The sequence below is a fragment of the Paraburkholderia kirstenboschensis genome (assembly GCF_032806925.1).
In the GTDB taxonomy this organism is placed as follows: Bacteria; Pseudomonadota; Gammaproteobacteria; order Burkholderiales; family Burkholderiaceae; genus Paraburkholderia; species Paraburkholderia kirstenboschensis.
Map to the genome: position 1 here is coordinate 22,944 of NZ_CP136513.1, position 26,206 is coordinate 49,149.

Annotated in this window: 26 protein-coding genes; 16 read left to right on the forward strand and 10 right to left on the reverse strand. The window is 59.4% G+C overall.

Annotated elements, in window-relative coordinates; all coding sequences use genetic code 11:
* Positions 1-90: 90 nt before the first annotated feature.
* From RW095_RS22715 to RW095_RS22725, 3 genes are all read right to left on the reverse strand, one after another.
* Positions 91-378 carry a hypothetical protein gene (locus tag RW095_RS22715; RefSeq protein ID WP_317021251.1) on the reverse strand — a complete coding sequence of 96 codons (288 nt, stop codon included), beginning with the start codon at positions 376-378 and terminating at the stop codon, positions 91-93.
* A 64-nt stretch (positions 379-442) separates the two neighbouring features.
* The gene (locus tag RW095_RS22720; protein WP_317021252.1) at positions 443-712 is read right to left on the reverse strand and encodes a DUF4148 domain-containing protein; all 270 of its coding nucleotides are present in this window, start codon (positions 710-712) and stop codon (positions 443-445) included.
* A gap of 387 nt (positions 713-1,099) precedes the next feature.
* Positions 1,100-2,299 carry a cytochrome P450 gene (locus RW095_RS22725; protein ID WP_317021253.1) on the reverse strand — a complete coding sequence of 400 codons (1,200 nt, stop codon included), beginning with the start codon at positions 2,297-2,299 and terminating at the stop codon, positions 1,100-1,102.
* Between the two features lie 318 nt (positions 2,300-2,617).
* Between RW095_RS22725 and RW095_RS22730 the strand changes: the two genes are divergently transcribed.
* From RW095_RS22730 to RW095_RS22745, 4 genes are all read left to right on the forward strand, one after another.
* Entirely contained in the window at positions 2,618-2,947 is a 330-nt protein-coding gene (locus tag RW095_RS22730; protein WP_317021254.1) for a DUF4148 domain-containing protein, read from the forward strand.
* A gap of 151 nt (positions 2,948-3,098) precedes the next feature.
* Positions 3,099-4,112, forward strand: a complete 1,014-nt coding sequence (locus RW095_RS22735) for an alpha/beta fold hydrolase (protein ID WP_317021255.1) — start codon at positions 3,099-3,101, stop codon at positions 4,110-4,112.
* A gap of 42 nt (positions 4,113-4,154) precedes the next feature.
* On the forward strand, positions 4,155-4,706 hold the full coding sequence (locus RW095_RS22740) for a hypothetical protein (protein ID WP_317021256.1): 552 nt from the start codon (positions 4,155-4,157) through the stop codon (positions 4,704-4,706).
* Between the two features lie 297 nt (positions 4,707-5,003).
* Complete coding sequence (locus RW095_RS22745; protein WP_317021257.1) at positions 5,004-5,534, forward strand: LysR substrate-binding domain-containing protein; 531 nt, start codon at positions 5,004-5,006, stop codon at positions 5,532-5,534.
* A gap of 329 nt (positions 5,535-5,863) precedes the next feature.
* Here RW095_RS22745 and RW095_RS22750 read toward each other — a convergent pair whose 3' ends face one another.
* Positions 5,864-6,625 (reverse strand): IclR family transcriptional regulator domain-containing protein, encoded by a 762-nt coding sequence (locus RW095_RS22750; protein WP_317021258.1) that lies wholly within the window; start codon positions 6,623-6,625, stop codon positions 5,864-5,866.
* Between the two features lie 127 nt (positions 6,626-6,752).
* On the opposite strand from RW095_RS22750, the gene RW095_RS22755 reads away from it, so the two are divergent.
* The 11 genes from RW095_RS22755 (at position 6,753) to RW095_RS22805 (ending at position 18,408) form a co-directional block, all read left to right on the forward strand.
* Complete coding sequence (locus RW095_RS22755) at positions 6,753-7,226, forward strand: MaoC family dehydratase (protein WP_317021259.1); 474 nt, start codon at positions 6,753-6,755, stop codon at positions 7,224-7,226.
* Positions 7,227-7,255: 29 nt separating this feature from the next.
* On the forward strand, positions 7,256-7,675 hold the full coding sequence (locus RW095_RS22760) for a MaoC family dehydratase (protein ID WP_317021260.1): 420 nt from the start codon (positions 7,256-7,258) through the stop codon (positions 7,673-7,675).
* A 64-nt stretch (positions 7,676-7,739) separates the two neighbouring features.
* Positions 7,740-8,996, forward strand: a complete 1,257-nt coding sequence (locus RW095_RS22765) for a CaiB/BaiF CoA transferase family protein (protein ID WP_317021261.1) — start codon at positions 7,740-7,742, stop codon at positions 8,994-8,996.
* 13 nt (positions 8,997-9,009) lie between these two features.
* Complete coding sequence (locus tag RW095_RS22770) at positions 9,010-9,411, forward strand: Zn-ribbon domain-containing OB-fold protein (RefSeq protein ID WP_317021262.1); 402 nt, start codon at positions 9,010-9,012, stop codon at positions 9,409-9,411.
* Complete coding sequence (locus RW095_RS22775; protein ID WP_317021263.1) at positions 9,408-10,571, forward strand: thiolase; 1,164 nt, start codon at positions 9,408-9,410, stop codon at positions 10,569-10,571. The genes RW095_RS22770 and RW095_RS22775 overlap by 4 nt, the downstream gene beginning before the upstream one ends.
* A 116-nt stretch (positions 10,572-10,687) precedes the next feature.
* A complete protein-coding gene (locus RW095_RS22780; protein ID WP_317021264.1) occupies positions 10,688-11,947 on the forward strand; it encodes an MFS transporter in 1,260 nt (419 codons plus the stop codon).
* Between the two features lie 894 nt (positions 11,948-12,841).
* Complete coding sequence (locus RW095_RS22785; RefSeq protein WP_317021265.1) at positions 12,842-14,464, forward strand: methyl-accepting chemotaxis protein; 1,623 nt, start codon at positions 12,842-12,844, stop codon at positions 14,462-14,464.
* A gap of 164 nt (positions 14,465-14,628) precedes the next feature.
* Positions 14,629-15,012 (forward strand): hypothetical protein, encoded by a 384-nt coding sequence (locus RW095_RS22790; RefSeq protein WP_317021266.1) that lies wholly within the window; start codon positions 14,629-14,631, stop codon positions 15,010-15,012.
* Positions 15,009-15,392, forward strand: a complete 384-nt coding sequence (locus RW095_RS22795; RefSeq protein ID WP_317021267.1) for a hypothetical protein — start codon at positions 15,009-15,011, stop codon at positions 15,390-15,392. The genes RW095_RS22790 and RW095_RS22795 overlap by 4 nt, the downstream gene beginning before the upstream one ends.
* Before the next feature lie 100 nt (positions 15,393-15,492).
* A complete protein-coding gene (gene fliG, locus RW095_RS22800) occupies positions 15,493-16,488 on the forward strand; it encodes a flagellar motor switch protein FliG (protein WP_317021268.1) in 996 nt (331 codons plus the stop codon).
* A gap of 360 nt (positions 16,489-16,848) precedes the next feature.
* A complete protein-coding gene (locus RW095_RS22805) occupies positions 16,849-18,408 on the forward strand; it encodes an EAL domain-containing protein (protein ID WP_317021269.1) in 1,560 nt (519 codons plus the stop codon).
* A gap of 740 nt (positions 18,409-19,148) precedes the next feature.
* Here RW095_RS22805 and RW095_RS22810 read toward each other — a convergent pair.
* From RW095_RS22810 to RW095_RS22820, 3 genes are all read right to left on the reverse strand, one after another.
* Complete coding sequence (locus RW095_RS22810; RefSeq protein ID WP_317021270.1) at positions 19,149-19,379, reverse strand: hypothetical protein; 231 nt, start codon at positions 19,377-19,379, stop codon at positions 19,149-19,151.
* Between the two features lie 53 nt (positions 19,380-19,432).
* Complete coding sequence (locus RW095_RS22815) at positions 19,433-19,621, reverse strand: rubredoxin (RefSeq protein WP_372342518.1); 189 nt, start codon at positions 19,619-19,621, stop codon at positions 19,433-19,435.
* A gap of 61 nt (positions 19,622-19,682) precedes the next feature.
* Complete coding sequence (locus tag RW095_RS22820; protein WP_317021271.1) at positions 19,683-20,492, reverse strand: MOSC domain-containing protein; 810 nt, start codon at positions 20,490-20,492, stop codon at positions 19,683-19,685.
* Positions 20,493-21,437: 945 nt separating this feature from the next.
* Here RW095_RS22820 and RW095_RS41560 point away from each other — a divergent pair.
* On the forward strand, positions 21,438-22,013 hold the full coding sequence (locus RW095_RS41560; RefSeq protein ID WP_394365213.1) for a chemotaxis protein CheB: 576 nt from the start codon (positions 21,438-21,440) through the stop codon (positions 22,011-22,013).
* A gap of 298 nt (positions 22,014-22,311) precedes the next feature.
* Here the strand turns inward: RW095_RS41560 and RW095_RS22825 are convergent, their stop codons facing one another.
* From RW095_RS22825 to RW095_RS22835, 3 genes are all read right to left on the reverse strand, one after another.
* Positions 22,312-23,265 (reverse strand): tyrosine-type recombinase/integrase, encoded by a 954-nt coding sequence (locus tag RW095_RS22825; RefSeq protein ID WP_317021272.1) that lies wholly within the window; start codon positions 23,263-23,265, stop codon positions 22,312-22,314.
* A gap of 167 nt (positions 23,266-23,432) precedes the next feature.
* Positions 23,433-24,749, reverse strand: a complete 1,317-nt coding sequence (locus tag RW095_RS22830) for an IS5 family transposase (protein ID WP_317021273.1) — start codon at positions 24,747-24,749, stop codon at positions 23,433-23,435.
* Between the two features lie 188 nt (positions 24,750-24,937).
* Positions 24,938-25,930 carry a DUF6602 domain-containing protein gene (locus tag RW095_RS22835; RefSeq protein WP_317021274.1) on the reverse strand — a complete coding sequence of 331 codons (993 nt, stop codon included), beginning with the start codon at positions 25,928-25,930 and terminating at the stop codon, positions 24,938-24,940.
* Between the last annotated feature and the right edge of the window lie 276 nt (positions 25,931-26,206).

Here is a 26,206-nt window from a genome sequence, read left to right on the forward strand (position 1 = left end):
AGACGGCAAGCAGATCCAGACGACGGTGATAACGACGTTGCCGGGTATCCGGTCGAATAGCGACACGTCGTACCGATGAACGATGCGCGCTCAGTGATGCCCATAAGCCGCGATGGATACGCCGGACGCGGCGCGCGAGCCTGCTTGCGAAGTCGTGTCGCGCGTGCCGCCGTAAGACTGCGCGGCGTCGTCCGCGCTGGCCATCAATTCGGTCTGTTCGGCACGCACGGTCTGCTCGCTCTGGCCACGTTGCGACGACGGGGCGTCGACGAGCGGGTTGTAGTGTGGCGCGGGACCGTAGCCGCTGCTGGCGAAAACCGGCGCGGCGACTGCGGCGCTCGCGGAGAGAACCGCGGCAATGACAAGACGCTTGATCATGATGAAATCTCCAATGATTGAATTGGCAGCAAATGTTCTGTATGGCTGAAATAGGGCGACTGACTTAGCTGCCCTGATAGAGCTTGCTGAGTGCCGCGAGCTGTCCGTCTTTCTCGGCGCGCACCAGTTCCTGACGAACCTCGGCACGCGTCTTCGCTTTTAAGGCTGTCTGGGCCGGTGCCCAATGAGCCGCTTGCTGAGCGTCATAGGTACCGGCGTTGGTACCGGACGAAGTCGCCGCTGAATCGGCGGTCGAGCTGGCTGCAAAAGCGGAAACAGTGGTTACGGAAGCGGCGAAAGCGGCAAAAGCCAAACCGATGAGCGAAACTTTCATGTCGTTCTCCTGAAACAGATCAAAGTGGAAAGCATCCGTACGGCCACCTGAAAGGCGACTGCGAACAGTGAGGTCCGCCTCGTCGCGTTGATCAGATTCCGTCGTTGGGATGCATTAAAGCCAGACGAGGTATCTGGCTTGTGTCACGGGAGCGGGCCATTGCAATGCTCTGTATCAGCTCGAATCTCATACACATTGAGAAACAAAACTGTCAGTTCACTTGCAATGGCGCTTTAATTGAATCGCTGAATGTCGGCGCGGAAAGACGTTGCAGGAAAGTAGCGGTTGGCTATACCACGCTCTATTATCTGCAACGCCTGCAGCGCGAATAAGTAGCGCGACAAACGCGCAATTGAAAGACGTCGACGCACCGCGTCCTGCAATCGCTCAGATATGTATCCGCAGCGATTGCACGCCGCGCAGATTGTTGCGGCGGTGCCAGTTCAACTGGTCGAGATTCTCGGGCTGCACCTGCGGAAAGCGCGCGAGAAGATCTCGCAGCGCCACTTCCATTTCGAGCAACGCGAGCCTTGCGCCGAGGCAATAGTGAATGCCGCCGCCGAATGTGAGCGAAGGAACATTCGCGCCACGGTCGAAGTCGAGTTGGTCGGGATGCGAGAACACCGCGGGATCGCGATTCGCTGCGCCGGTCAGCATGAAGACGATCGTGCCGGGCTTGAGCGTCACGTCTTGAATTACCACTTCCTCTAGCGCGGTGCGTACCACCATTTGCACAGAACTGTCGAAGCGCATGCACTCAGCAACCGCCTTTGCAATCGCTGCAGGCTCGCGCCTGAGCGCTTCGAGTCGCGCCGGCTGGCGAAACAGCGCGACCATTGCATTGCCGATCATGTTCGACGTCGTTTCATGGCCCGCAATGAACAACAGTATGACGTTCGAGACGATTTCGTCGTCGCTTAAGGTCGTGCCCTCGTCCTCGACATGGACCAGTGAAGAGACGATGTCGTCGCCCGGCTGCACACGGCGCTGCGCGATGACCGTGCGGAAATAGCTCTCGAGTGTGAGCGCGGCTTCATTTGCATCGGCGAGCGCGGCCTCGTCGAGCGGCGCGAGATCGAATGCGGCGACCAGACGGCTCGCGGCCGCGCCCAGTTCAGTGCCATGAGAAGAAGGGATATCGAGCAGGCGGCAGATGATCTCTACCGGCAGTGGCAACGCGTACTCGCTCACCAGATCGAATTGCGCCGCGGAGCCGATGCGATCCAGAAGTTCACGACTCGTCGCTTCGACTATCTCTCTCTGCTTTTCGATTTGCCGCGCGTTGAACGCTTTCATCAGCAGCGTTCGCAGTTTCGTGTGCGCTGGCGGGTTCATCATCAGAAACGTGCGGCTGAGTGCCTGAAATACCGGTTGTTCAGTGGCTGCGTCGCCGTAACGTGCCCGCACGCTTTGCAGATAGGTCTTGCCCATGCGCCGGTCGCGCAGCAGCGTGTCGATGATTTCGAAGCGGCCCGTGACGAGCGCATTGGGCCCGACGGGCAGCAGCGGACCGGCTTCCCGCAGCTTTTCGTACATCGGATAGGGATTGGTAAAGAAGGCGGGAGACGAGAAGGTCGCGAAATTCATCGTGCGGAGTGTTCCAGTAAGTCGGTGGACGGACGGCTACGCCGGTTGCAACCGATAACACCCGGCAGGCCCGTCTTATCCCACCGGCGAGCGCGAATTCTTTCCACGCGGAGGAGTTGATTGTGAGCCGTCTCCGTTTTGTATCCCAATGTGTCTGCATGCCGGGGCGTTACATAACGTTGCACCGGCGCGGATTGCCGACATACGCCAGATACCTGGAGGGCGTCTAATTCTTTCATGCCAGCCGTGTTGGTGCATGCAGAACCCGAAACGCAAACGGGCGTTTGCGTCGAAAGACATTCTCTTGAGGTGGATATCATGAAAGTCATTCAATCGCTGATTGTCGTCGCTTCCGTCGCCGCTGCCGTTGCATTGCCGGCTGTATCGTTCGCGCAGTCGAACCAGCCGCTGACCCGCGCGGAAGTTCGCGCGCAACTGGTGGAATTGCAGAACGCCGGCTACAACCCCGCGAGCGATCAAACGCAGTATCCGAAGAATATTCAGGCCGCACAGGCGCGTGTCGACGCGCAGAAGAATTTGCTCGCGTCATCGTATGGATCGTCTACTGACGGTAGCTCGGCTTCCGGCTCGCCGCATTCGTCCGAGTCGAATGTCGTCGGCCTCGGCCCGATCTACGCCAAGCCGTAACGGAACGCATCGCTCATTTATCCAGCTGCCTGTACTCATTTCGACCATCGGCCTGTTCGTATGCCGATGATGGCGTGCGGATTTGTTAGAAGTTTTTGTCCGCGAGTGCATGCAGTTCCTACCAAGCTTTCGTACAAAAGAGGAAATAGCCATGTCTGAACAGGTCAATACCCGGCGGCGCCGTCTGCTCGGCACGACGGTCGCGGGCATCAGCCTGATGGAACTGGGTTTGAGCGGACTCGCTCACGCGCAGTCCAACGGCACGAAATCCGGAACGGGCGCCACGTCGTTCGAGAACCTACGGCAGATCAACGCCGGCACGCTGAACGTCGGTTACGCGGAAGCGGGGCCGCAAAACGGCCCCGTCGTAATTCTGCTGCACGGTTGGCCGTACGACATTTACAGTTACGTGGAAGTCGCGCCGCTGCTGGCCGCCGCCGGCTACCGCGTGATCGTGCCGTACCTGCGCGGCTACGGCTCCACGCGGATTCTCTCGGCGGATACGCCGCGCAACGGCCAGCAAGCGGTTATCGCGGTCGACGTCATCAATCTGATGGACGCGTTGAAGATCGACAAGGCCATTTTCGGCGGCTTCGACTGGGGCGCGCGGACGGTGAACATCATTGCGGCGCTGTGGCCGGAGCGCTGCAAGGCGATGGTGTCGGTGAGCGGTTATCTGATTGGCAGCCAGGAAGCCAATAAGGCGCCGTTGCCGCCGAAAGCGGAACTTGCCTGGTGGTATCAGTTCTACTTCGCGACCGAGCGCGGTGTAGCCGGCTACGACGCGAACCGTCACGACTTCAACAAGCTGATCTGGCATACGGCCTCGCCGAAATGGAATTTCGACGACGCGACCTACGAACGCTCGGCGGCATCGTTCGTCAATCCCGACCACGTCGCGATCGTGATTCACAACTACCGCTGGCGTCTCGGCCTCGTGTCGGGCGAAGCGAAATACGACGACCTGGAGAAGCGCCTCGCGATGGGCCCGACCATCTCCGTGCCGACCATCACGATGGAAGGCGACGCCAACGGCGCGCCGCATCCGGAGCCGTCTGCCTATGCGAAGAAGTTCACAGGGAAGTACGCGCATCGCAACATCGGCGGCGGCGTTGGACATAACCTGCCGCAAGAAGCGCCGAAAGCCTTCGCCGACGCCGTGTGAAAAATAGGCAAGCCTTAAGCAGACTTCTAGATACGAAATAGAATGAAAAGATTCCTCCTCCTTCTGAGTCTGATCTCAGCACACTATTGTCAAGCTGCACAAGTCAACAGTCTGGCCACAGCGGAAGCAAAATGTGCAATGAATGGCGCCTTTTCAGAGGCGACGGACAGACGGATTTTCATTTGCTCAAACGGATTCTGGCAGGACGGCGCAACACTGGATCAGACAAACATCGAATTCAGCACCGCGGCGACCTATCACGGCGAGAAGCTATTCAAACCCGGTTTTTCCTCGGTGCAGTGGGTAGGCGTACCGTTTTTCTTCAGCTCAAGCAATACCACACACCCCGCCAAAAATTCCAAGACATCCAATGCAACACCGTCTGACCGTCAGCATCACCTGATGGTGGACGGGAAAGTCTCCCGGATCACCAAAAACACAGCGCACGTCATCCTTAACCTGACTGTCGCGGACTTTGCTCACACTTGGCGAACGCATATTGATACAACCGTACGACTCGGCACGCGCGCGGCTGTGGCGAAAGACGACGCGGGAATCGAGTATTTAATTGCCGTAAACATGGCGCCACAGTAATCCGCTATACAACCGAAAACAGTCACCAACCCACGCGTGAACGCGAGAGTCGGATAGCCATATCCATACGAAAAGCAGAAAACGACCTGAACAGTCCGGCGAATGTGTAACCCACCGCGGTCGTCACGCCCGCATGTGCGCCACCTCGACCTGCATCTCGCAAGCACCGCTACCCATGCCCGATTTACACCGCCTGTCTAACGTCGTCCGTTCCGCCCGTTCATCAACGGGTCGCATGATTTCGTCGAGAGCGGGTTCCGCGATCGCGCCCCTAGCGGACCTATCGAGGGCATGCTGATGACGCACGCGCAACCGAGCAGCGACGGTTGCGTCGAGCCGCCAGAGGTCATCACTGCGCTCAAAGACCTCTACATTGTGTCGAGCGCTCTCGCGCAGCGCGGCGCTTACGCTCAGAACATCCTCGAGGCGCAATGGCGGACCATGGCTCAACGGGCTCAGGAGGCGAAGATCCGCCCGGAGGATCTCGTGGGCGAGACGTTCATCATTGCGTCGAACAAGGCGAGGGTGCTGCACGACGTGATCGAGCGGTATCTGCAACAGAGCGGGGTCGATATCACGCCCGACCACGGCGTCGACAATCTTGCGATGGCGATGTCGCTCGTGGCGTCCACGCGTGGTCTGGCGTTGATGCCGGAGTACGCGAACAATCTGCTGCCGTGGTCGGTCGTCAGCCGGCCCCTTGAAGGCGATGCACCGACGGTTGATCTCGTCATTGGCTACAGCAGGTCGAACACCTCTCCAGTCCTGAAGCTCTTTCTTTCCAGAGCGGAAGAACTCTCGGCACCGTTCACTACACGATCCTCATGAGGAAAAGCCCGACGTAGCGCCCTCGTGCCTGGCGAATACGTGTCCTGCCCTCGCCGGGACGCCGGACGTTGTCCGATTGTCATTCTTTAGCGGACATAGCAGCGCTGGTATCGATCGACTCTTGCGGCTCGAACAGAGCCGCCCGCGTCAGACAGCGATCGGGCCAGGTGCGGGCGTTCGCCTGCGCTTTCACATGGACGTTCGAACGTCCCCTCCGCGCGGACAACGGAGTTTTTTGTGAGCCGATCACGCCCGTCGCGTCATTGGCGATCGCGCCAAGCAGGACGGTCAGGGACGCCTCCTCCCTCTCAGGATAAACGTCGACGAAGCTAGCTCGCGGCTCTCAACTGGGACGCCGCGAGGCGCAACTCACCGAGATACCGCTGAACCGCGGTTTTCTGGTCGAATTGCCCCGTGGGAAGGCTGACATTTACCGCCGCTATGGTCAGGCCGTCCTTATCGCGTACCGGGACTGCAAGCCCGCAAATGGAATCATCGAGTTCTCCATCAATCCATGAGTATCCGTCGCTTCGTGCGGCAAGAATTCGTTCCCGCAAGACTGTTTTGTCCATCACGGTGGCACCGGTCAGATGCTTGAGCGTCGCCATTTCGAGGTAATGGTTCAACTCGTCGTCAGGGAGGCCGGCAAGCATCACCCGCCCCATCGACACGGCATGTGCGGGTAACCGGCTTCCTAGGGTCGGACTCATGGGCAGGATCCGTTTCGAATGCTGACGCTGGATGTAAACGATGTCCTCGCCATCGAGCACGGAGAGGGCGCATGACTGCTTGATGCGCGTGCAAAGTTCCTCAAGCGCCACCTGCGCCTCCCGCCAGTAGGGAAGTGTGCCCAGATAGGAAAGCCCTAGCCGTAGCACGCGCGGCGTGAGCCAGTATTGCTTTCCGTCGGACTTCACGAAAGACAGCTCCATCAGAGTCATCAGAAATCGCCGCACGGCGGTGCGCGGCAGACCGACACTGTCGGCAATCTCTCCCAGCGTCTGGTGCGTTGCGCCGCGTCCCATCGTTTCGATTACCGCGATGCCACGTGCGAATGTGCGAACGAACGATTCACTCTCAGGCGTTGCCATGCTTTCTCCGTGAGTCTTGACATCGCAGATTTTAGTTGCGATTATGACCATTAAGCGGACTGATATATCCGCTTAGCGGACATTATAGCAAGGTGATACCAATTCATCAACTCGATATGGAAACCTCATGAAAGCCGAAACGTTCGAGACAGATTTCTGGAAGGACGCCGAACTGCGCAAGACCTGGGACGACATCATCCCTGGCGAGCCGCGCAAGACATTGCCTTACACGCTCACGCTGGAAGCAATCCAGAAGCTGTGCCGGGTGTTGGGCGACACGCATCCACTGTACTTCGATGAGGAGTACGCGAACCAGAGCTCCTACAAAGGGCTGATCGCACCGCCTTCTATTCACATCCTGCTGATGTTCTCCTGCACGCCTGCCGACGACTGGATGCGCAGTCCCGGCACCATCAACGCCGGTCAGTCGTGGAGCTACAACGTTCCCGCACGCCCGGGCGACACTATCCGCCTTGAAGCGCGCGCACTCGACAAATTCATCAAGAAAGATCGTTTGTTCGTCGTTCACGACAACGTTTTTTTCAACCAGCACAACCAGGTGATCTGCTCCGGCCGCGGCTGGACGATTCGCGCCTTCTGAGGATGACCATGACAAACGCATTTGACACCTTGCAGGCGGGGCAGCAGATCGACGGCACCCCGTTTTCGCCCACCCGCGAAACCATCCGGGAATTTTGCGAAGCATCGCTGGATTTCAATCCCCTGCACCTTGACGACGAGTACATGAAGGGCAGTTTCGGCCGGACAAGTTTCGGTGGAATCATCATGCACGGCATGAACAACTTTGGCGTTATCACGAAGATGCTGACCGACTGGCTCTATCCGCGCGGCGGCGTCCAGCGCCGGCTGGAAACCCGCTGGAAGGCGCCGGTCAAACCGGGCGACACGATCACGCCGACCGCCACGATCACGGCGGTGCAGGTGACTAAAAAAGGACACTGGGCGACGCTCGACGTCCAGGTGTCCAATCAGCGCGGCGAAACCATTGCGGTTGGCGAGGCGATGGTGGAGTTTCCGGCCGCGCTTTGATCGATGCCTCCCAGGCCGGGACGCCCACGTTCATTCCCGATAACAACATTGAGACAGCCTGACCATGTCATTGGAAGAAACGCCAGTAGCCGAGGGGCGCCCACAGGCCCTGTCGCACATCCGTGTGCTTGATCTTTCCCGCATTCTTGCCGGACCCTGGTGCAGCCAGAACCTGGCCGATATGGGTGCGGAAGTCATCAAGGTCGAGCGGCCGCGCATCGGCGACGACACTCGCGCCTGGGGGCCGCCCTGGATCCGGGACGCAAGCGGAGCTGACACTCGCAACTCGACGTACTATGCCGCCGCTAACCGCGGCAAGAAGTCGATCACGGTCGATATCGCCACGCCGCAAGGCCAGGCGCTAGTACGCCAGCTCGCTGCGAGAAGCGACGTGGTGATTGAAAATTACAAGGTCGGGGATCTGAAGCGCTATCGCCTTGACTACGAGTGCCTGCGCGAGGTCAACCCCCGGCTCGTCTACTGTTCGATCACCGGCTACGGTCAGGACGGTCCCAGCGCGAACAAGCCCGGCTACGACTTCGTATTCCAGGCAAAGGGCGGCCTGATGAGCGTCACCGGAGAACAGGACGCGTTGCCCGGCGGTGGACCGCAAAAGGCCGGCATCGCGATTGCCGACGTCATTACGGGCATGTATGCCACGATCGCGATCCTTTCAGCGCTTCAGTACCGGACAGTGTCGGGCACGGGGCAGTACATCGACATGGCGTTACTTGACTGCATCGTGGCATTGGGTGGCAACCAGGTGACCGGCTTCTTCGCCAACGGCAAGGTACCGCATCGCTATGGCAATGCCCACGCGAGCCTCGTTCCTTACCAGGTGTTCACCGTCAGTGACGGAGAGATGGTGGTCGCCGTCGGCAACGACACCCAATGGCAACAGTATTGCGATGCAATTGAGCGTCCGGATCTGGCCGGCGATCCGCGCTGGCGTTATGTGACTGGGCGCATCACCGGACGCAATGAACTCGTGCCCGAACTGGCGCGCGCGATGCTGAGCCGCTCCAAGGCGGAATGGATCGAACGCTTCGATGCACGCGGCGTGCCGTGCGGTCCTATCAATGACTACCGGGAAGTGTTCGAGGACGAGCAGGTCCAGCATCGTGCGCTGCGAATCGATATGCGCCAGGCCGACGGGGGCACTGTCTCCACCATCGCCAGCCCACTACGGCTCTGCGATACCCCGCCGTCCTATCGTCGACCGCCACCGACTCTCGGCGACTCAACCGATGCGGTGCTTCAGGAACTGCTCGGATGTACGCAGCAGGAAATCGCCGACTACCGTGCGAACCGCGTCATCTGAAGGACACGTTTTCATGACCAACACCGTCAATATTTCCCCTTCCGCTTCGGGTTCGCCATTGGCGGTCTTCCGTGACTATCTGGGTAAAGGACAACTGGCCTACCAGCGCGACGCCGCAACGGGCGAGGCTGTGTTCTACCCGCGCGTCATCGGGCCCGGTTCGGGCAACCCGGATCTGACATGGCGTATCAGCACCGGCCTCGGGACCGTCTATGCCGTCACCGTCATCAGCCCACGTGGGGAACCGCCTTACAACGTCGTGCTTATCGACATGGACGAGGGCTTTCGCCTGATGAGCCGGGTCGAGGGCCTGCCCGCTGAGTCGGTCCGCATTGGCATGCGGGTGCGGGCTCGTGTACATCATCCCGCTGACGGACAACCACCGCACCCCGTCTTCGATGCGGAGATAGCATGACCGGATCCATACTCAAACGCGGCGCTTGCGCCATTGTGGGTGTAGCAGAATCGGATCTCGGCGAAGTTGGCGCGGGCCTTTCGGCCATCGATCTGATGGCGCAGGCAACACACCGTGCCCTGCAGGACTGCGGCCTGTCATTGCGCGATGTGGACGGCGTCTTTGCGACCACGTCGCAAAGTCGAATGCCCACGCTCGCGCTTTGCGAATACCTCGGTGTCAAGCCGCGCTATCACGATGGCACGAATATCGGGGGGGGCAGCTTCATGTCGATGGTCGCGCATGCGCAGGCCGCCATCCAGTCCGGCTTGTGTGAGGTCGCATTGATCGCCTACGGCAGTACGCAACGTAGTGTCGGCCGAGCGAACGTTGCCGCTCCCGACGCCAATCCGTACGAGTCACCGTACCGGCCGATCTACACAGCGAGTTCTTACGCACTGGCGACAGCCCGCCACATGCATCAGTACGGCACCACGCGCGAGCATCTGGCACACATTGCCGTGGCGGCAAGGCAGTGGGCTCTCCTCAACCCGTCTGCATGGGAAAAGCAGCCTCTCACGATCGACGAGGTGTTAGGCGCCCGCATGGTCAGCAGTCCCCTGACCGTGCGTGACTGTTGTCTCGTCACCGATGGCGGCGGAGCACTCATCATGACATCGGCCGAACGCGCTGCGAACCTCGCCTCGCGTCCCGCATATGTGCTCGGCGTCGGGGAAGATCTGAGCCACTACAGCATCAGCAGCATGCCGGATCTGACCGTCACCGGCGCGGCGCGCTCGGGCGCCGCCGCGTACACGATGTCCGGGCTCACGTCGCGGGATATCGATGTGGTTGAAGTCTACGACGCCTTCACGATCACTACACTGCTGTTCTTGGAAGACCTCGGGTTTTGCCCGAAGGGCGAGGGTGGTCGCTTCGTTGCCGACGGTGCCATCGCACCGGGTGGGGCGCTTCCCGTGAACACAAATGGCGGCGGTCTCTCCTACTGCCATCCGGGCATGTACGGCGTATTCGTTCTCATTGAAGCCGTGCGTCAGATACGTGGCGAAGCAGGCCGCCGCCAGGTCCGTAGCTGCGAGACCGCGATCGTGCATGGCAACGGCGGCACATTGTCGAGCCAGAGCACCGTGATCCTTGGCAGTGCAGCCACGGTGTCCTGAGATCGAAGGCCGTCGGCGACATGAATAGTACGAGCGACAAAACGCTCAAATAACTACCACTCTGGAGACCAGGTATGTCATCTATACCAGCTGTTGTCGTACCCGCGGAGCATGCCGTGTACAGAAAGATTGCATGGCGGCTAATACCGTTCCTGTTGCTGTGCTACATGCTGGCAACGATAGACAGGTTCAACATCGGCTTTGCGAAGCTCCAGTTCTTGCACGACCTGAAGCTTGACGACGCTGTCTATGGTATAGCTGCGGGTGTCTTTTCGATCGGCTATGTTGCTTTCGAGGTGCCAAGCAACCTTCTGCTCCAGCGCGTGGGTGTACGGCGCACGCTGCTACGGATCATGGTGCTCTGGGGCATGGTGACGTGTCTGCTCATGTTTGCACAGAGCGCACTGCACCTGTACATCCTGCGTTTTCTGCTGGGCGTTGCAGAGGCCGGTTTTTTCCCGGGAATCCTGCTGTACCTGACCTACTGGTTTCCGGATCGTCTGCGGGGCCGGATGACCAGTCTCTTTGTCATGGCGGTTCCCGTCGGCGGCATCATCTCCGGGCCACTATCGGGATGGGTGATGGCGCAGTTCCAGGGCGTCGGCGGCTTTCATGGCTGGCAATGGCTGTTCCTGACGGAAGGCGCGCCGGCTGTGGTATGCGGAGTCGTTGCGTACTTCTATCTGTCGGACAACGCGGCGAAGGCGCGGTGGTTGAGCGATGAAGAGAAGAACTGGGTCCTGACGGACCTGGCGACAGACCGTCAGTCGCGACCCGCAGCGGGGGGCACTTTTCGCGATGCGTTGCGTGATCCGAAAGTGTATTTGCTGGCTTTCATCTACTTCGCCTATTTCTGCTCGCTGAACACAATCCTGTTGTGGGGCCCCACCGTGCTGAAGGCCATTGCCGGACAGACCGTGAGTTCGATCGGATGGATCAGCGGAGCAATTTCCCTTGTTTCGACAATCGGGATGGTGGTCGTTGGCTATAGTTCAGATAAGTACCTGGAACGCCGCTGGCATGTCGCGCTGTGCGGGTTCGCGGCCGCGGCATGCTTTTTTTTGCTGCCGCTGGCAGTCGGTAGTCTGGCACTGACTGTCACGTTATTGACGATCGCGTCCGTCGGCATTTTAAGCGTGCTTAGCCTGTTCTGGACCATTCCGAGCGCCTATTTGAGTCAATCGGCAGCAGCGGGCGGCCTCGCGCTGATCAGTTCGATCGGTTCATTTGGCGGTGCGGTCAGCCCCGCGATGATCGGAGCGGTCAAGGTGCACACAGGTAGTTTGTACGTTGGCCTCGATGTTATCGCGGTCCTGTTGGCAATTGGGATGGTGACGTTGCTGGTGTGTATCCCCGCTGCTAAGGGAAGACAGTAGATTTTCCTCGTAGCTTAGAGATCGTAACCTCAATCAAACGATGCAGAGCGTGAGACCTAGCTCACTTTCATGCAGTCCCAGCTCTGACACGATAGTGGGCTCACTCGCTGCGACGGATGATGTCTGCAAACTCTGCCGGAAACATTCCATGGGCGCCGACATGGCCGAATTCGTCAAACGATTTTGAATCACCGAAGGTGGTAAACGTGACCAGCCGTCGGCTAGCGAATCCAAGGAACGAATGGCCGTTGTACCCTGATACTGTTGAAAAAGTCGCCGAGGAGGTTTTATCAGTTGTTCTGCGCGAATATTGACCTCTCAGATCGGCCTATAAGCCGCTCGCACATGCCGCCCAAGGGTAAGAGGACCCCTGAAAACCTCATGAAATAGACGACCAGCGACTTTTTCAACAGTATCCCCTGGAAGCTGCCGTAGAGGTCACCCCGGGTCGAAGGGCAGTTCAGGGTCGACCGGCGCCGGATGTGGATCGTTGAGAGGCAGGTCGCACTACCGGTTTGGCATTCGCCCCCGTCTGGCCACTGGCTGCCCGTCGTGAACGTTTTCTTTCGGATACGCTGGAATCCCTATGATTTCAAGCCTTACAGAGGCGCTCGTCATCGGCTTGTCAAGCTGCGATACGAATCATCGAAATCGGCCGCAACGCGTCGATTCGACAGCCCCTCGTTCGTCGTGGTCCTGAAGCACCATTCAACTCAGGAGAACGACGATGCGATTCATCATCACAGCCCAAGCAAACGCAGACAATGAGAAGCCGCACGGAAACTCCACCCGGCGAGTGAAGTATGTAGTTAAGGGTTAACCTTTATGGAAGTATTACGAGATATTGCCGTAATTGATGGGGACTCTCTTTCCGCCCGACGGCAAATCCCATCGATGAAAAAGCTAACGTTTGCGCAGAAACTCTGGCTCCCGCTGTACCTTAGCCTCGTCTGCCTGATCGCCATCACTGGCTTCGACGCGTGGTCGCTGCGCGACGTACGCATTCAGGAGCGCAGGAACGACCTGGCGAACAACGCTGACAACGTCGTCAGCCTGGTGAGCCAGTATGCGGACCTTGAACGGCGCGGGGCGCTTACGCGCGACGCCGCGCAGCGAGAGGCGCTTGAGCGGATCAAGGGCATGCGGTTTGGCAAGGACGGTTACTACACTGTCATGACCGACGAACCGAAGATGCTGATGCACCCCTTCAGGCAGGACCTGGTTGGGAGAGTACTCGGCGATTTCAGGGATGCGAATGGCACGGCGTTATACCGGGACGCGGTCAGCGTGGCCCGGGCGAATGGCAGTGGTTTTATCCGGTACGTGTGGCCACGTCCCGGTGAAGAGCGGCCGGCACCGAAACTCACGCGTGTAGCGACGTTCAAACCGTGGGGATGGATTTTCCTCAATGGGTTGTATACCGACGACATCGACCGGGCGTTCTACGGTTCACTTGTGCGCTCTGGCTGCATCTTGGTCATCGCCGCGCTGCTGCTCTCGGCTGTGATCGTCCTGCTCAATCAGGCGCTGCGACGCTCGCTGGGCGGCGACCCGGAGCTTGCATCGGAGGTTGCGCGTCGCATCGCGGGCGGCGATCTGAGCATGCCAGTGGACACGCGTAACGCCAGCAGGCGCAGTGTGTTGTACGCGATCGAAGACATGCGTAAGCAGCTTGCGCAGGTGGTCGCGGCGATAAAAGGCTCAACAGAACTGATCAGGTCCGCCACGCAAGAGATTGCTATCGGCAACGGTGACCTTTCGCAACGCACGGAGGAGCAGGCCGCGTCGCTACAGCAGACTGCCTCCAGCATGGAGCAGGTCACCTCGATGGTGACGAACAATGCGGAGAACGCAACGCGTGCCAACGAGCTCGCGAGCAGCGCTTCCGTGATCGCCGATCGGGGCGGCGAAGTGGTCGGAAAGGTCGTCGAAACGATGCACGATATCTCGAACTCGTCGGCGAAGATCGCGGAGATCGTCGGCGTCATCGAGGGCATCGCGTTCCAGACCAACATACTCGCCCTCAACGCGGCTGTAGAGGCGGCTCGTGCCGGCGAACAGGGCAGGGCCTTTGCCGTCGTCGCGAGTGAGGTGCGCAGCCTGGCGCTTCGCGCCGCAGGCGCCGCTAGGGACGTCAAGGTGCTGGTTCACGAGTCAGTTAGCCGGGTGGATGGGGGCTCCGCGCTGGTGTCTGACGCTGGCACGGCGATTCGCGAGATGGTCGGTGCTGTCAAGCGCGTTGACGCGATCATCCATGAGATGGCTGCGGCGTCGAATGAGCAAAGCACTGGCATCCAGGAAGTCGGCGACGCCATTTCACAGATGGACGCGATGACCCAGCAGAACGCGGCGCTTGTCGAACAGGCCGCTGCCGCAGCGCAATCGCTCAATGAGCAGGCCAACGGACTGGCGGAGGTCGTCGCGACGTTCCGCCTGCCAGACACCGCTCGCAGCGCGGAAACCGGTACGTCGTCTTCTGTCGCGTCGTTGCAGACCGCCGATGTCGCGGTCGGCTGAGCGGCTGCTGGGATGGCTTGCCGTGCTAGCCGGCTGCTCCCTGTTCATTTGGCTTGTTGTGACGCATTGGTAGGTCCTGCTGTATAGCGTTGGCGCCAGCCATCGCGATGTCTCGAGGCGATCCCGGGGCGCTTGTCGAGATTGCGGATATTGGAGGAAAGCAGATGAGCATCGTGGAAAGCGAGATCGGGCAACTTGAAAAGGCGGTGAACACACTGGTCCGCCGCCCGCGATTGATTCTCCAGGATTACTGGGCATCCGAAATCGAAAATGTGCTTGCGCGTCCAGGCATCACCGCACGGGATCGGCAGCGCTTGCTGGCGCTTGTCGATTTGCTGGGGGCGGTTGCCAGTGATCACCCGGTCCAGGCCACGGCTTTGGCAGACGGGCCGGGAACGCTCCCCTCTCGCCCCGTCGACATCCCACGAGGACCTGCACTCATGAACAGGAAGCACAGCACCGCCCGCGTCGTCGCTGCGGCTTTGACGGAGGGCGCCACTGCGGCTCCAAGTGAGCTCCTGACATCCTCGCGGGAGGAACGGCGGTGAGGCAGGTACACACGGGCGGCGAACCGATAAATGTACTGAAGGCGCCCGAGACCGTAAAAGTGCTTCGAGACCTGTACATTGTCTCAAGCGCCGCTGCCCAGCGGGGCGGCTATGGGCTTGAGGTTTCGCCGCTGCAGTGGAACGCGCTGGCTGAGCGCACAGAAGCGGCCAGGACAGTCCTGGATCGCGAGTTCGTTCGCGACGCGGACACGGCAGGGGCACTTCGTCACCTTCTGGAAATCTGCGCGTACATCATCGAGTTTTATATCGCACCACGGGAATGCCCTTCAGCCGTCTGGCGTGAAGCAGGCAGGCTGGGGCGCGAAGCCTACGGTTGGATCGATCCGGATGTCAACCCGGAACACGGACCAGGCGTATGAATGCTCTGCGGGCAAGAAGACGCGGGCTGCGCTGCATGAAGGCGGACCCCTCGGATGGCCTGGAAAGACCTGCGGGGCTTCCTGGTCAACGGTGTATCCGATGAGCGCCGACAGCGTCGTCAGGGCTGCGCTGCTGCTGGTCGCGCTCGGCGAGGAACCGGCGGCCGAGGCCTTCCGTTACCTGAGCCCGCAGGAAGTGCAGAAGCTCAGCGCTGCCATGGCCGCGCTGAAAAACGTCGAGCGCAGCACCCTGGATGATGCAGTGTGCGGCTTTATCGAGCAGGCACAAAGCCATACCACGCTGTCAATTGAGCCGGACCAGTACATCCGGTCCGTTCTCAACCGGGCGCTCGGGGAGGGCAAGGCCGGTGCGGTTCTTGATCGGATTCTGGTTGGCGGCGATATCAGCGGTATCGAAGGTCTGAAGTGGATGGAGGCACCGATCGTTGCCGAGCTGATCAGGAATGAACATCCACAGATCATCGCTACAGTGCTGGTGCATCTCGATGCCCACCAGGCGTCGGGTGTGCTCTCATGTTTCACCGAGCGCACGCGCAACGACGTGCTGTTGAGAATCTCGACGCTGGACGGCATCCAGCCGGCTGCACTGCGCGAACTCGATGATGCGCTAACCGAAGTGCTGGCGGGAGGCGCCAACAGGAAAGGTCGCGCGATGGGTGGTGCCCGCGTCGCGGCGGAGATCATCTCCAACCTGTCTAACCAGCATGAAGACTCGGTGATCGGCAATGTGCGCGATTACAGCGACGACCTCGCGCAGGCGATCGTCGATGAGATGTTCACATTCGAAAAGCTGCTTGCGCTGGATGATCGGGCGATCCGGCTGCTGCTAAGGGAGATTGACTCACAGACGCTTATCGTCGCGCTGAAGGTGGGCCCCGCCGAACTGCGTGAGAAGTTCATGAGCAACATGTCGCAACGTGCCGCGGAGCTTTTTATTGAAGACATGGAAGCGCGCGGTCCTGTGCGTCTTTCGGAGGTGGAACTGCAACAGCGCGCCGTCATGCAGATCGCGCGCCGTCTTGCCGACAGCGGGGAGATCGCGCTGGACGACGGGCCTGGCGATGCCTATGTCTGAGCATGCCGCCCTTGCTGCTTCCGTGGCCCCGGCGGGCGGCCGCCAGGATGGCACGGACCCGGACCGCTCAAGGTTTGCGCGAGACTTTTACTCGCGAAAGATAAAGCGACTGACTGTCAAAGCCCATCCAGGGTCTGGCAGTTCTTCCCGAACAGCCGGATTCCGCTATCGTACTTCCGGTTCTGGTATCCGGGGAAATAGCCGTAGTTGTTTTCAGTCCATCACTGGTGGACAAGGGGGCCGTCTGGCGGGTCCCCAATGTGTCCGCCGTACACTGACCCCTGGTGTCTCTGCCGCGCAAGCCTTCGCGGTCCGCGATGCGGTGTTCTTCCACCGTCAGGCCTATCCAAAGTTACCAGCATGTCCCCACTCATTGAGCGCGCGCGCGCCTTTCGCGGATTCGCGCCCCGCGTGTCGTTTGCCTTCGCGGTCGGTTGTGGCGCGGTGGTGGTGCTGCTCGCGATCCTGCTCGGAGAACAACAGGCTGGCAGGGCAGTGAAGCGGCATGAGCAGCTGGTCGGTCAGGACCTCGCTGCATCGGTCGACCGCATTCTGGATACCGTTATTTCGCGTCGACGAAACGAGCTCGCCGCGCTTGCCGGGCAGCCATGCGCGCAGGTCGGGCGTCGTCTGGCCGAACTGGAAACAAAGGTTAGCTATGTGCGCGTCATAGCACTTGTTTCCAATGGGCGTCTCTATTGTTCATCGGCGCTGGGGCCGATTGACCGTCCCTTGGCGGCCTATCTCGCGCCATCTAAGTACCGGGAAACGATAGGCCTTCTCCGCGAGACGGCCTATCAACCCGGGGTGCCCGTGGTCACCCTGTATACGCCGGCTGGCAGCGGGGCTGGCGTGCTGTACGTCGTCGAAGGCGACTATCTCGCCGATGCGGTGGCCCATGCCGTCAGACTGGGCGCACAGACGGCGGAACTCTCCATGGCGGGCATGGGCGTTCTCGATGATCAGCGGCGGTTCCACCCGCTCTCATCGCAGAGCGCTGTTGCAACCCGCGTGGCATCGCAGGTATGGCCGTTCGCCGTGCTGGTTTCGTCGTCTGCCGGATCCGTATCGGCCACGTACTGGAAGTACCGGCTGGCCTGTGGCGCGGTCGGCGTCCTGTGTGCGGCGCTGATTGCCTGCGCATACCTGCTCGCGTTCGCGCCCCGCCGGCTGCTACTGAGTGCGGTCCGTCAGGGACTGCGGCGCGGAGAGTTCCATGTCGCCTACCAGCCGATCATCGCGGTTGAAAGCCGCAGCCTGGTGGGCGTTGAAGCGCTGCTACGCTGGCATCACCCTAAATGGGGTGCCGTCAGTCCCGCCGTGTTCATGGCTGACGTTGAATCCAGTGACGCGCTGGCAGGCATAACGGAGTTCGTGCTCCGCACGTCGGTGGCGGAAATGAGCCGCCGGCCACCGGCCAGTCCGCTGCGCATCGCAGTCAATGTTGGACCGCAAGACCTCGAACGCAAAGGATTCGTCGGCGAGGTTCTAGCTGTGAACAGGAGGTTGCCAGCCGGAGCCTGCCTCGTTCTGGAACTGACCGAGCGCTTCCTGCTGCAGGACAACGTTCGGACGACGGCAGTCTTCCGTGAACTCAAGCAGGAGGGCGTCAAGTTTGCGATCGACGATTTCGGCACGCAATACAGTAACCTGGATGCTGTTAGCCGCTTCCCTTTCGATTTCGTGAAAATCGACCGCCAGTTCACGAGCCAGATTGATACAGGCGGCGCCGAAATCATCAGGGCAATGGTCTCAGTGGCCCGCCACTTCGGTTTAGAGGTGATCGCTGAAGGCGTCGAGACAGAGGCACAGCATCAGGCGCTGCTTGAAGCTGGCGTGCCATTCGCACAAGGGTACCTATACCAAAGGCCTGTACGGGCTGGGGAGCTTTTGCGGGCAGCGCCCGCGGTGGGACTGTGAACTGCTGACAAGGTCAACGGCAGCTTTTGAGCCGTCGGGCAGCCCTTTCAGGACCCAACGAAGCGTGCTCTTGCGTGCCGCTTGCGCGCAGTGCGGAACTCGGCCCTTGGTCATCCGGATCTTCCCGCCACAAAGGCGTCAAATCCGAGGGGATTTGACGATAAAGTAGCTCTTTAAATCCTCCACGGACGGAAAGAATTCCTAAGCGAATCGCTGTAGGCCCTGGAGAATCGGAGAACCGATACACGGTGTGAACTGCCGAGGACGCGGATTGCTCATCTCGAACGGATCCTGTCGGCGCATGGTGCGGATTCATTGCTCGGTCTGACTTACTGGCGCGGGCGCGTTCAGCAGGTGAGCCCTACACCAGGACTGACTTCACAACAGCAAGCAAGGCTTTTGAGACTGCTTGAGTCTCTCCCTCCTCCGGTCCGGCACGAGGAGTTATGAGACGTGTACCTCTTTGTGCGCATCGGACCGGGCGCGGCCACAACCCGCCGTTCACATGCGTCGTCGGTCGGACGTTCAGGCGTCGGCTTCGCCTCGGAACCGGCCATCCGATTGTCGAAGATGAATGCTCCGTCATCGGCCAAACCGGACCTTCGCTCCTCGCAGTTGAGGCCGTTCGGCAATGTCCGCTTCCTGGCGGCGCGGATAGGAGTTTATCGACCACAAGCGGATCTCTGCCACACCTGGCCGCGATGTTTTTCAATTGAGCTTCCTGCGCGAAAAGTGGCGCACTAGATGTCTCGTCTAGCCGGGCATGGAGGCAAGCGACTGCCCTTTCCTTCAGATAACCGATTGATCGCCAGTTCCATATCTTCTTCGTGAACGGTGTCGCCGCCAACGCCGGCGAACCGACAGTGTTTCGCAGCAGCATCAAGGACCTTGTCCGGCAGACTCGTCGCCAGAAGGTAAGTGGAATAAGCGCCGAATCCTATCGCGACAAGGCCAAACATAAGCAGATCCATCAAAGCCTCTCACATGTTTCAAGCGAGCTCGACCATTACGAACTCGGCTTTGCTCACAGCACACTCTGGACAGGCCCAGTCGGGGGGACATCCTCCCACGGCGTGCCGGATGCTATGCCATCCTCAGGGATACCCTCGGCTTGTTTACAAATGAATCCGCAAACGACGCACTGCCAGGTCTTCATTGTGTGGACCTCGTGAATTACCGCGGCATCGATATCCTTCGATGTAGTCCGCGGCATAGGGACAACAGACGTTACGACTGACGTGGCGGTACAGCGCGTCAAGCTTGTGCACAGTTATTCAATTCAACTCGACCGCGTCGTTGACTCGCACCGTGCCGATCTGCACCGGCTCCGCGTACACGCCGATGGTGCCCGCGTTATGCCGATAGATCGCCTTCAGGACAGACATGTCCTTGGGCAAGTCTCCCTGGGCAAGCGTCGTCATCACACATCGTTGCGTCGGCTGTTTCACCTGCAGCACCACCTGGCCTATGCGCAACGTTCGACCCACCCATGTGTTCTCGACGAAACCTTCCGCGCCATCGGTACGGATGACGAGGTTAGGGCGAAAGCGACGGCTTTCGATGCGGCTGTGCGGCACCGTTTTTCGCAAGGCGTCGATGGTCGACGTCGTCAGGATATGGATTAGCCCGATGTCGAAAAACGTTCCTGGCGGGGAGATCTTGTCGAAAACGAAGTCGCGATCGGACACGCCCTCGACAGTAGGCACAAAGCCTTCGAACCCCTTGTTCGATTCATCGGGACGCACAAGACGCACGCGTTTGCGCAGCGCTGCGGACAACGTTTGCTCCGCATCGCCGGATGTGGATTCGATCACATCGCCATTGGGCAACGCGATGTACACCGGCGGCACATGCTCCGGCGAAACCGGGGGCGACGTGTAGCAGGCACGGTAGGCAAACATCTCCGGCCACTTTTGGGGATGCTTCGCATTGACGAGCTTATTGGTCTCGACATCGATGAGCGAGTAGGCGCGATCGCCCGCCACTCCGCGCGTGGTAATCGCGACTGAGTTGAGTTCCTCACCCATCATTGACTTGACGGGATATCGGTGAATCGATGCAACAATGGCTTGCGATGGTGACATGGCAAACGCTTCCTGTTCTTGCGCGGCCGAGGCGCCACGCTGAACTACAGGCTACTGCCTTAACACCTTTGCGACGCGCAAAAGCTTGCAGTGGATTCTGCCAACCCGGCGTTGAATTCTGCCATGTGTGGTCGTGTGCGCTGCATTTGACGCTGGCCGCCCACAATCGTGAAACGACAAACCGGTCGCCCAGGCAAAGTTCGACGAAGCAAGCTGTATCGAGCTTGTGTGATCGCCTGAGTCGCATGAGCCGTACTCCGGATTTCGTAGGCCGGAAACTCAGTTGGCTGTCAAATCGGCTGACCATTCAGCGTCCTGTGCCGAACCGGACGCCCGATGCGCGGACGAACGAGGCGCCGGTTCAGAAATTCCGGAGTTGAGACGCGCACATCGACCCGGGTCACCGGCAACCCCGATCGTATCCCTGCGTTGCGTCGGATTTGCGCTTAGAAAAAGCTGCGTCGCGCCGGCGCCCTTATCGAAGCAACGGATCGATAAGGGCTATTCGCGAGGCTCCATGTCCCCACGTTCCGGAATAGGCTCGAGAAGTGCGAATGTCCGGATTGGCCGAACCGCTGCCCCCGGCGAGCTGGCTTGGATGACCGGACCACTCAGTTAACCGCCGTTGAACCCCAGACAGCGCGACCGGCAGTTGTGGGTCGACTGCTGCCCGACGCGGCCGATCAATGGCCGACCACGCCGGCCGTTCTAATGTCGGACCGGGTTCGGCCGGCCATCTACGGCCCTTCGTATTTGGATCGCGAACGACTGTTGACGAGCGACGAGTCGCCATTTGTCGAAGGAAACAGCGACCCACGGTGCGTCGGACGGGCCAGCTTCGCTTTCAAGCACTGTCTGCAGGGATCAGATTCGATTGCCGCTCTGACCGACGGCGTGCATCAGGCCTGTAAGTTGCGGCGCCGTAGCCGCCTACACAAGCGGAGCATGACTGTGCGTGCCATCGTGACAATCGGAGGTTCACTCGGCGGTCTGGAAGCGTTGTGCAAGCTAGTTCAACCACTGCCGCGAGATTTTCCCGCGGTCCTGCTGGCAGTTTTGCATACCGCGCCTTCTAGCCCCCGGCTGCTGGCAGAACTCGTCGGCCGGTCTACAGCCCTTGTGGTGGCGTACGGCGGCGATGGCGATGTCCTGCAAAGTGGACGCCTCCTTATTGCTCCGCCCGACCGCCACATGACAGTGCGCCTGTCTGGCCACATAGGACTGGATTGCGGTCCTGAGGTGCTCTTCGTACGGCCCTCGGTGGACAAGCTCTTTGAGTCTGTCGCACGGAACTTCGGACCGCGTGCGATCGGGATCGTCCTTTCGGGGGGCCTTCACGACGGTACGGCAGGACTCCGCGCGATCAAAGCTGCTGGAGGACTAGGCATCGTACAGGACCCCCGCGACGCCCGGAGTCGTGAGATGCCAGTCAATGCAATCAAAGGTGGCCACCCGGACTACGTAACGCGGCTAAACGAAATAGCGCCCTTGCTTGTGAAACTTCTTCGCGGTGAGACGTAAGTCTGGCGATCGGCTTTCCTAACACCTCGTGTGCGCCAACAAGCCGCCAGAAGTCGCGGACGCATCGACAACCGGCTGGTCCAATGCCTACAGATAGTCCTGGGCGACCATGGACGGGAGCGAATACGAACCGGCGCCCTGCCGTTACGTCCGACGCCCGGCGTGGGTAGAACGGCCGCTTTCGAGCGCGGCAGTGATTCACAGAAACGAACTGAGGGGCTGAAACGGGTCGACATGTGACAATGGCCATAAGGACGCTGCCGGGATCAAATACGTTGGCGAAGCTGTGATTTGCTCGCTAATAGGCCACCTTGAAGGTCGGCGAGTCCTGGGGACGGCTCTTGCGCCTGTCATAGAGGCGGGTGGTCGCAATGTTCGCGTGGCCGAGCCATTCCTGTACCTTGGCAATGTCGGCTTCGTGTTCGAGCGCGTTGGTGGCGGCGGTTGCGCGCAGGCCGTGCACGCCGAATCCGTCGACGGCGATCTTTGCCTGCTGCGCATAGGCGAGTACGCATTTATAGACGCCATCGGCCGTGATTGACGCGCCGGTCTTGCGCACCGGCTGGAATAGCGGCGCATCCGTCATAGTGCCGTGTCCGGCGACTTCGATGTAGGCGTGAATGCGTTCGGCGCTCGCCGGATGCAGCGGCAGGTAGCGCAACTTGTTGCCCTTGCCGCGCACGCGCAGGTGCGGCACGCCGCGCCGGTCGTGGATGTCCCGCACTTTCAGCAAACATAATTCTTCGCGACGCAGGCCGTGGTACAGCAGCACGGCGAGCATGGCGCGGTCGCGTTTGCCCTTCAGCGTGGCCGGGTCGGGCGCGTCGAGCAGCGCACGGGCCTGATGGTCGCCGAGTGCAGGTGTCTTGCCTTCGTTACTGTTGCCCCGGGGCCTTTTCACGCCGGCGACGGGATTCAGCAAAACCGTGTTGTGTTCGCACAGGTGGTCGAACAGCGACGACAGCGCGGCAAGCTTGCGCCGGATCGTCGCGCCGGACAGTTGACGGGTCTCCAGGCGTTTGCGCCAAGCGAGTACATGCGCGCGGGTGACGGTGCGGAATTCGTCCGGCTGCGCGATACCCACAAAGCCCATGAAGTCGCGTAGATCGGTCTGGTACGCGCGGCGCGTGCGGGGATTGTCGAGGTTGGCGAACCATTCGGCCTCGGGCGGCACGTTCGACAACTGATGGAACTCGGCGGCGGTGAGCGCGCGCGACGGCTGGTGATGTGCTGGAGTCATTCTCGTTGACACGGATTTTCCTTTTTCTTCCGTGCCGTGCGCAATTGAATGGATTAAAAATAATTCTATTCTATGAATGGTAATCGTCAAAGTTGATGGTATTAATAGCGGCGCACGGCGTATTGATAACGTATTTTATCAATAGTCGGCCCTGAACAATTCGTCTTGAGTTCCGGCGGTCACACCATCGCGTCGGTGGCCATTCTGAACAAAACAGCAAGAACGAAGGCATAAAGAAGCCGTAGCTTCCTGAGGATCATCCGCAGGTTGTGGCCAGCGCCGCACAGCACGGCGTGCAGTGCATCGCCCAGCGCACCCTTCAACCAGTTGCGCCCGAGCCTGCCATCGCTCTTCATGTGACCGATGGCAGGCTCGATCGCACTTCGCCGTTTGATCATCGCGCGTAGTCCGCATGTGATGCCGCGCCGCAGGCCGGGGTGATAGATCTTCACGCCATCAAGCGCAACGCCCTTGTAACCACGGTCCACGATGGCGACCTCTGGCGTAACGTCGCTGAGGATCGCGGCCTGCTCCAGCGCCTCAGCCAGCGTGTGGCCGTCGTATGGGTTGCCCGGCATTGAACGCATCCCCACCACGAGCCCTTCCTTGTGAGTCGTCGTGATCGACACTTTCACGCCGAATTCGTACGGTATGCGCGCCTTGCCCTTGGCCAGACACTCGACTTCCGGCGCGTGCAGCGCATACAGCTTGTTCTTGTCCTTCAGCTTCTGCGACAGAATCCGCTTCGTGCGGCCAATCAGTTCCTGCAATGCCGCGCGGCTGCAATCGGCCACCGCGTCGACTTGCCGCTCGACGTCGCGCATCATCCGACCCACACGCGAGCGCAACGTGCGCAGTGTCTTTCTCATCCGCTTGTATTGCTTCGCATGCGCGTAACGACTGATCTGGCTTGCCAGCCGTGGCGCCTCGCGATTGTAGTTCTGCCGCAGCTTCAGGCCGTGTCTCGCAGCGGCCTTCACCAGGTGTTCGCGACATCGTTCGAGCAGGCGTGAATCGGTCGGATACGCAATCGCCTTCTCCATGACCGTCGTGTCGACGATTACGCGTTTTACGCTCGAGGCCTTGATCACGCCGGCGCGCTTCGCTGCTTCAATCGTCTCTGCCAGCAACTCTTCAACGCCGGCTTCACCCAGCCGCTTGCGCCAGCGCGTCAGGCTCGATGGGTCGATTGGTGGCTGCGTCTGCAGGTAAGTCTCGCCCGTGAACACCTGCCAATACGGGTTCTCAACCCATTGCCACACAACCTCTTCGTCAGACAGGTCGAAGGCATGTTGCAGGTAGAGCAGACCCGCAATCAGGCGCGGTGATGTTGCCGGGCGGCCCTTGCCGGACACGAAGCTCTCGCTCATCGACGCGCCCAGCCGTTCCCAGTTGATCAGGTCCGTCAGGCGTACCAGCGGATGCTTCAGGTTGATCTGTTCACGCAGCGGTTGCCGGAAGAAATCTCCTTCCGTCACAGGTGTCTTGGGACCCATCCGCACCTCGTCAGAAATTGCAGGATTCCCGTACCAATATGCCAGGTCCCTGCAATTCCCACAACACCATTTCGGCCGTAAAGCCTCACCACACAAGGACTTCCGGATTGTTCAGGTTCGACTCAATAGTCATGCGAGCCGTGGCGCTTTGCTAACTTTGACACTACTTGATGCTCTCGACTAACCAACTAACAAAGAAAGTCAATGTCATTCCCGGAAATTAAATCAGTAATCCCGGAATGTTGGTTTGGTAGGACGCTTCTTGTCATGCTTTGATCAGGATACACAAAATCAGGATTGAAGGGCGTCTCTAGGTGGACATATATAGAGGCGAGGAGAGATGATATCGTTGCGTCACGATCCAGAAACGGCTGACGATCCTCGTCGTATCGAATGAAACGCCCTCTATCGGTAGAGTAACCATGTCCATGGACTGTTGGCGTTGAATACCCGCACTGATTTACGATGCAATCATCGTAAATGTAGGCGCCGCTCAAAAGTGGGAACGGGCGCTCTTTGCGCTCCTTTGTCGTTAGTCGCTTTCTATATGTGTCAACAATTGTTCTCCGCAGAGTCTCTCCATCGCATTGTGCAGCGCCCGCTTTATCTACGTAAACATCCCACCCCATCAGCTGCATGCACGGAGAGTGCAGCTTTTTTCTTCCCCAACGCTCGGTATATTCGCTGTATAGGTGCCATTTTCTTGCGAGGTCAAGAAAACCATCTACGGTTTCTATCACGACTTTTTTGGTCAGATACCCTTTTACCTCGACAACAGCCCTGACTGACTCGGGTCTTACAACAACGAATTCCGCATCACGAAAAATTGGAGGGAAATTGTGATCGTCAAAAATGACGATATCTAATTGTTGCGAGACATAGTGTTCCTTTAGGTTCCATAAATCAACGTTTTCACTGTTTTCGTCATTTAAATGGCTTTCTTGAGTGAAGGCGATGGATCCGGTTCCTACACTGTATCTCTTAGGGATAAACTGTTCGATACAGTGCCGCAGCAATGATTCCTTGTATCTGCCGACGCTCGGCTCGTGCGAATCACCGATAAGCTGCGCAAGCCGGTTCACTTTTGCTGAGAACTCATCTCCGACCATTCCGGCATAGCTGGTCAAGTCGCCCATTTTTGAGGCGAAATATCGGTTTCTCATCATATCGTCATTTTTCATTCTTCCCTCCGTAAATTTTCTCTATTGCGGCCGCCATATTCCGATAACTCTCTGGAGTTTTACTTTTGTTGATGCTTGCTGTGCAGCGCGGCGATCATCTCAGTTAGTGTCTCGCCCACCTCGGGAACATACCCATGATGAACTTTCTCTATCCGCAAAATATTGGATCCGGACCTCAGGGCGTTGTTTTTAATAAATAGAAAATTTGGGGGTGGAGGAATGGTGAATGTCACGCAATAACCACCAAAGACAAAGACGAAATCGAATGACTGGTCT